The organism is uncultured Thiodictyon sp., from assembly GCF_903828115.1.
Lineage (GTDB): Bacteria > Pseudomonadota > Gammaproteobacteria > Chromatiales > Chromatiaceae > Thiodictyon.
Genome location: NZ_CAIKKU010000105.1, coordinates 1 through 5,939, shown reverse-complemented (window position 1 = coordinate 5,939; position 5,939 = coordinate 1). Strand labels below are relative to the sequence as shown.

Annotated in this window: 6 protein-coding genes and 1 tRNA gene; 4 read left to right on the top strand and 3 right to left on the bottom strand. The window is 63.3% G+C overall.

All coding sequences use genetic code 11. The annotated features are described in order from the left end of the window. A partial coding sequence (locus tag QZY48_RS03890) for a hypothetical protein (protein ID WP_295427981.1) occupies nt 1–252 on the bottom strand: 252 nt, incomplete at its 3' end. A 23-nt stretch (nt 253–275) separates the two neighbouring features. On the opposite strand from QZY48_RS03890, the gene QZY48_RS03885 reads away from it, so the two are divergent. Genes QZY48_RS03885 through QZY48_RS03870 form a run of 4 tightly spaced genes read left to right on the top strand, consistent with a single transcriptional unit; the run spans nt 276 to nt 4,277 of the window. Then, the gene (locus tag QZY48_RS03885; protein WP_295427978.1) at nt 276–1,385 is read left to right on the top strand and encodes an extracellular solute-binding protein; all 1,110 of its coding nucleotides are present in this window, start codon (nt 276–278) and stop codon (nt 1,383–1,385) included. Nucleotides 1,386–1,407: 22 nt separating this feature from the next. Further along, nucleotides 1,408–2,544, top strand: coding sequence for an ABC transporter ATP-binding protein (locus QZY48_RS03880; RefSeq protein ID WP_295427976.1), 1,137 nt, complete (start codon nt 1,408–1,410; stop codon nt 2,542–2,544). 9 nt (nt 2,545–2,553) lie between these two features. After that, on the top strand, nt 2,554–3,474 hold the full coding sequence (locus tag QZY48_RS03875; protein WP_295427973.1) for an ABC transporter permease subunit: 921 nt from the start codon (nt 2,554–2,556) through the stop codon (nt 3,472–3,474). Further along, nucleotides 3,471–4,277: an ABC transporter permease subunit gene (locus QZY48_RS03870; RefSeq protein WP_295427971.1), complete on the top strand. Its 807-nt coding sequence runs from the start codon at nt 3,471–3,473 to the stop codon at nt 4,275–4,277. Before QZY48_RS03875 ends, QZY48_RS03870 begins: the two co-directional genes overlap by 4 nt. A gap of 173 nt (nt 4,278–4,450) precedes the next feature. Here the strand turns inward: QZY48_RS03870 and QZY48_RS03865 are convergent. Together QZY48_RS03865 and QZY48_RS03860 are read right to left on the bottom strand one after the other, a co-directional pair. Next, nucleotides 4,451–4,527 (bottom strand) — tRNA-Met (locus tag QZY48_RS03865). A 903-nt stretch (nt 4,528–5,430) separates the two neighbouring features. Further along, on the bottom strand, nt 5,431–5,781 hold the full coding sequence (locus tag QZY48_RS03860) for a hypothetical protein (RefSeq protein WP_295427969.1): 351 nt from the start codon (nt 5,779–5,781) through the stop codon (nt 5,431–5,433). Nucleotides 5,782–5,939: the final 158 nt, after the last annotated feature.

Below are 5,939 nucleotides of genomic sequence, written 5' to 3'. Positions count from 1 at the left end.
GTCGTTGTCGTAATCGAAAAATCCGACCACGATTACGACAACGACAACGACAACGACGCCCGGTGATGCGGCAGCGTCGTCCGCGGCCCCGTCGGCCCCCTGCCAGCCAGTGTACGAACCCGGAAAACGGACCCAGGGCCGTCCCGGAGATATGCCCGCGCGCGCTTTTGCAGTAGCATCGCCCCCCGGTGCGCACCGGCCCGCGGGGCCGACGACGGCCCCCGCCGCGCGCACCATTTGAGAGCCGTTCAACCCCTCGCCTTGGGAGACTCCCGGTGCCAAAGCTCAACACCCTGCGCCTTACCCTGACTGCCATTTGTGCCGGTATGCTGTCCGCGCTCAGCCCCGCCCAGGCCGAGGAGACGGTGCACCTGTATAACTGGAACGACTATTTCGCGCCGAACACCCTGCAGGAGTTCCAGAAGCAGACCGGCATCCGCCCGGTCCTGGACCTCTATGACACCAATGATGTCCTGGAGGCCAAGTTGTTCGCCGGCAAGAGCGGCTATGACGTGGTCTTCCCCACCTCGCGCCCGTTCGGCGCCCGCCAGATTCAGGCCGGGCTCTACCAGCCCCTGGACAAGGCGAAGCTGACCGGCCTGGACAAGATGGACCCGGCGGTCATGGCGAGCCTGAAGGAACTCGACCCGGACAACGCCCATCTGGTGCCCTATCTCCTGGGCACCACCGGGCTCGGCATCAACACGGCGAAGGTCAAGGAGGCGCTGGGCGAGGGCGCCGCCACCGATACCTGGGCCATCCTCTTCGACCCGGCGCAGGCCGCCAAGCTCAAGGGCTGCGGCATCAGCATGTTGGACGACGCCACCGAGGCCTTCGCCGCGGCCCTGGCCTACCTGGGTAAGGACCCCAACAGCCGCTCCGAGGCGGACCTGGCGGCCGCGGAGAAGGTGCTCAAGGACGCGCGCAAGAACATCCGCTACTTCCACTCGTCTCAGTATATCGGCGACCTGGCGAACGGCGACCTCTGTGTCGCCCACGGCTACTCCGGCGACATTCTCCAGGCCAGGAGCCGTGCGGCCGAGGCCAATAAGGGTGTGGCGGTCGGCTTCAACATCCCCAAGGAGGGCGCCGTGCTCGCGACCGACGTGATGGCCATCCCCAAGGACGCCCCCAATCCGGCCGCGGCCAATGCCTTTATCGCCTTCATCCTGCAGCCGGCCGTGATCGCCGAGATCACCGACAATGTGAAATATGCCAATGCCAATACCGCGGCGACCCCCTTGGTCGCCGAGAGCGTCCGCACCGACCCCGGCATCTACCCGGCGGCGGCGGTCAAGGAGAAGCTCATCGTGCTCAAGACCCCCAAAGACAAGGAGCAGCGCAATCTCAATCGCCTGTGGACCCGTATCAAGACCGGCCGCTGAGCGCAAGGAACCAGGAAGCAGCATGACCAACCCCGCGGAACGGCGCCGACTGGAGCCCTGGCAGGACCCCAAGGCGGCGCCCTATGTGCGTATCGACCACGTCACCAAGCAGTTCGATGACGTCTACGCGGTCGATGATGTGTCGCTGGACATCTTCCAGGGCGAGTTCTTCTCGCTCCTGGGGAGTTCCGGTTGCGGCAAGTCCACCTTGCTGCGCATGCTCGCGGGGTTGGAGCGCCCTACCAAGGGGCGCATCTGGATCGATGGGACGGATGTCACTGACATCCCGGCCTATTCCCGCCCGGTCAATATGATGTTCCAGTCCTACGCCCTGTTCCCCCACATGACGGTGGAGCAGAACGTGGAGTTCGGCCTCAAACAGGACCGGATGCCGCGCAAGGAACGCGCGGAGCGGGTGGGCGAGATGCTCGCCCTCTTGCAGATCTCGGAACTGCGCAAGCGCAAGCCGGACCAACTCTCCGGGGGTCAGCGCCAGCGCGCCGCCTTGGCGCGCACGCTCGCCAAACACCCCAAGCTGTTGCTGCTCGACGAGCCGCTGGGGGCGCTCGACAAGCGCCTGCGCGAGAGCGCCCAATTCGAGCTGGTCAACCTCCAGGAGCGCCTCGGCATCACCTTCGTGACCGTGACCCACGATCAGGAAGAGGCGATGACCATGTCCACCCGCATTGCCGTCATGAACGCCGGCCAGATCCTGCAGGTGGATACCCCGACGACGATCTATGAATATCCCGAGTACCGCTTCGTCGCCGACTTCATCGGCCTGGTGAATCTGTTCGACGGCCGGGTGGCGGAGACGCAGGACGACCAGGTGCTGGTGGAGACCACCCTGGGGCGGCGGCTGCACATGCGCTGCTCGCACCCGCACGCCGTCGGCACCCCGGTCACGGTGGCGATCCGACCCGAGAAGCTCCGGATCTGTCAGAACTACCATGAGAACGGGGTCAATCAGGTCAAGGGGATCGTCGAGGACATCGCCTACCTGGGTGACGTGTCGATCTACCGGGTGCGGGTCAGCCCCGAACTGCTGGTCGAGATGACCCTGACGAACATCGCGCCCCGCACCGAGCAGGCCCTGACCTGGGGGCAAGAGGTGGCGATGGAATGGTCACCGACCAGCGGCGTGGTCCTGACGGAATAGGCCGCAACCATGAAGGCACTCCTCGCCAAGCTCCACCTGCGCGACCGGCACCTGTCGCGCGCCCTGAACATCGGCACGCCCTATCTCTGGCTGGGGCTCTTCTTCCTGCTGCCCTTCGCCATCGTCCTGCATATCAGCCTGGCGGAGACCGCGCTCGCCCAACCGCCCTATACCAGCCTGTGGCAATGGGTGGACGATGGGATCCTGCAGATCCGGCTGAATCTCCCGAACTTCATCACCGTCTTCAGTGACGACCTGTACCTGGCGGCCTTTCTCAATTCGCTCTGGGTGGCTCTGGTCTGCACCGTCGCCTGCCTGCTGATCGGCTATCCCATGGCCTATGCCATCGCCACCGCACCGGAGCGACACCGCATCGTCCTGCTGATGCTGATCATCCTGCCGTTCTGGACCTCCTTCCTGATCCGGGTCTATGCCTGGATCGGCATCCTGGGGCCCAGCGGGCTGCTCAATAATTTTTTGATGTGGCTGGGGGCCATCGATACCCCCCTGACCATCCTGCATACCCAGACCGCGATCTATATCGGGGTGGTCTATTCCTATCTGCCATTCATGATCCTGCCGCTGTATGCCAACCTGACCCGGCTCGACTTCAGCCTGCTGGAGGCGGCGGCGGACCTGGGGTGCCGCCCGTTCAAGGCCTTCCTCAAGGTCACGCTGCCGCTGTCGCTGCCCGGCATCGTCGCCGGTTCCATGCTGGTCTTCATCCCGGTCGTGGGTGAGTTCGTGATCCCCGACCTGCTGGGCGGCCCCGACAGCCTCATGATCGGCAAGATCCTCTGGACCGAGTTCTTCAGCAATAAAGATTGGCCGCTGGCCGCGGCGCTTGCTATCTGTCTGCTTGGGCTGCTGGTGGTGCCCTTCGTGCTGATGCAGCGTCTGGAAAACCGGATCGGGGGGGACGAACTATGAACCGCGGACGCTGGAAGCTCTATGCCTTCTTAGGCCTCGGCTTCGCCTTTCTGTATGTGCCGATCCTGCTGCTCATCGTCTATTCGTTCAACGAATCGCGGCTGGTCACCGTGTGGTCCGGATTCTCGACCAAGTGGTACGGGGAACTGATGCAGAACCGGCAACTTCTCGACGCCGCCTGGCTCAGCGTGCGGATCGCCGCCACCAACGCCTGCTTTGCGGTCGTATTCGGCACCCTGGCGGCCAATGCCTTGGTGCGCCACGGTAAATTCCGCGGACGTGCCGGGTTTCAGCTGCTGCTGACGGCGCCGCTCGTCATGCCCGAGGTCATCACCGGGCTGTCGCTCCTGCTGCTCTTCGTGACCATGGAGGAGACCATCGGCTGGCCCGACGGGCGCGGCTTCACCACCATCACCATCGCCCACATCACCTTCAGCATGGCCTATGTGGCCGTGGTGGTGCGCTCGCGCCTGTCGCAGATGGACCGCTCGCTGGAAGAGGCGGCCATGGACCTGGGCGCCCGCCCGCTGCGGGTCTATATGAGCATTACGCTGCCCCTGATCGCCCCGGCCCTGCTGTCCGGCTGGCTGCTCGCCTTCACGCTGTCGCTGGATGATCTCGTGATTTCCAGCTTCGTCGCCGGCCCCGGCTCCACCACCCTGCCGATGGTGGTCTATTCCAGCGTACGCATGGGCGTCTCGCCGCAGATCAATGCCCTGGCATCGATCGTCGTGCTGATCGTCTCCGCGGCGGTCCTGATCGCCGGCTTCTCCATGCGGCAACGGCCGGCGGCCAAGGACTGAGGGGCTGTGGGAGCGGCTTCAGCCGCGACGAGCCCACGGCGAGCCGTCCGTCATTGACTGGACGCCAAGACGATCGAACTGATGCGGCCGACGGAAAGCCATGGGGCCGCATCAAGGGTCGCCGCAGGAACCGCGAGGGCGGCGCTGGAGGAACGACCGGTAAAGGGAGGAGTTGGTGGCGATGCCAGGATTCGAACCGGGGACATCCACATTATGAGTGTGGCGCTCTAACCAACTGAGCTACATCGCCAAGAAATCGGGACCGGCGCGCGCGGATTGCGCGCCGACCAGCGTAACAACCTGATTTTAAACGCAGAGCACGGCATCAGGGATGCGGCGATCAAATCAAAATCGGCTAATCGGCTACCTAGCCAACAGCCCGCTAGTTTAGCGACACCGGCACCGGTCGTCAACCCGGTCGCCGTGTGGTCCGACGTTCGCGCTTGGCGACCAGCGCGGGGCGCAGCCGCCCGGAACAATGCAGGGATCGCAGCCAGGGCACGGACCCTGGACACCGGCCGCGGCGCCTGTGCTGTCACCGTGACGGCCGCGCGCACCCTGACAGTGACCGCCAGGGTGCCGACGATCAGCGGCACGAGTTGGTAGTGGGCCGCCGGCCGAACCGCGCCCCCCAGCTCGCCGCAATCTCCACTAGGTGGTCGACTCCCTCAGTACGGGTCGTGACGCACTCGGCGCCTGGCATCTGCCGCTGGTCAGGATTGGTGCGAGACGTCGTCGGCAAGATACTTACACTGGGGGTTGTCGAGACGGCGAGAGACGCCGGACCAAGGTAAAAAACACCGATGCGCATCACGAACTTCACTTTCTACGGACGGAAATGCTCCGGGAGGTTCGTCCCGGGCGTGTCAGGTGCAGGGGACTGTCCAGGCATCGGGCTCGTGGATCGCACCGCAACGGGCGCGCCGCTGCTTCACCAGGGCCGCCGGCTTGATCGCGGGTGTCGTGTCGTGGGTCAGCACGAGGTGGTGATCGGCTCAGCCAGCCGGGTCCTCTCCGGAGAGAGGCAAGGCTTCGCTGCTCGCGATTGGCAGGGGTAGCAGGTGACGAATGTCTTTATCTTCTGATCAGTGCCAAATATCCGGCGACCCGTACTACGCCCATCGCGGGGGCTTAGTGGCTTTCATTTCGTGTCTCACGAACAGGCGAATTTCCGCGAGTTTTCCGCAATGTATTTCGCTAAAGCACCAGCCTTCCCTTCTATCTCCAACCTTTGAGCTGGCGCCTGAGACTTTGCGAACTCGGTAAATACATTTAGGAAATCAAATATTGTCGCACTATCCCTCCAGCGCGAGCCGAATATCACGCGCGAGTTTTCGCCGCCGAATTGATCAGGGATAGCGCGGATCATTTCAGCGTCATGCGCAGTTTTCAGCTTGCGTTTTTCAGCGTCAGAGCAATCGACAGGGTATCGCAAGTATGAGCGACGCGAATCACAAATCTGCTGTTTACATCCAGGAATGATCTCGAAAATACGTTCATTCACATGACTAACCTGGGCCATGTTTAGTGACAATTATCTTGACCGGTCAGTGACAACTATCTTGGCCGGTCAGAGGTAAGCTGCCGGACATTTTTTTGCCGCGGGAAGGCGCGCAGATGTCGGGTAAACGCATCACTAGACAGCAGGTTGGGTTGTACATG

Excerpts from the sequence above, each read along its gene's own strand:
- QZY48_RS03870 (WP_295427971.1), top strand. The coding sequence starts at position 3,471 with ATGAACCGCGGACGCTGGAAGCTCTATGCCTTCTTAGGCCTCGGCTTC.
- QZY48_RS03880 (WP_295427976.1), top strand. The coding sequence starts at position 1,408 with ATGACCAACCCCGCGGAACGGCGCCGACTGGAGCCCTGGCAGGACCCC.
- QZY48_RS03875 (WP_295427973.1), top strand. The coding sequence starts at position 2,554 with ATGAAGGCACTCCTCGCCAAGCTCCACCTGCGCGACCGGCACCTGTCG.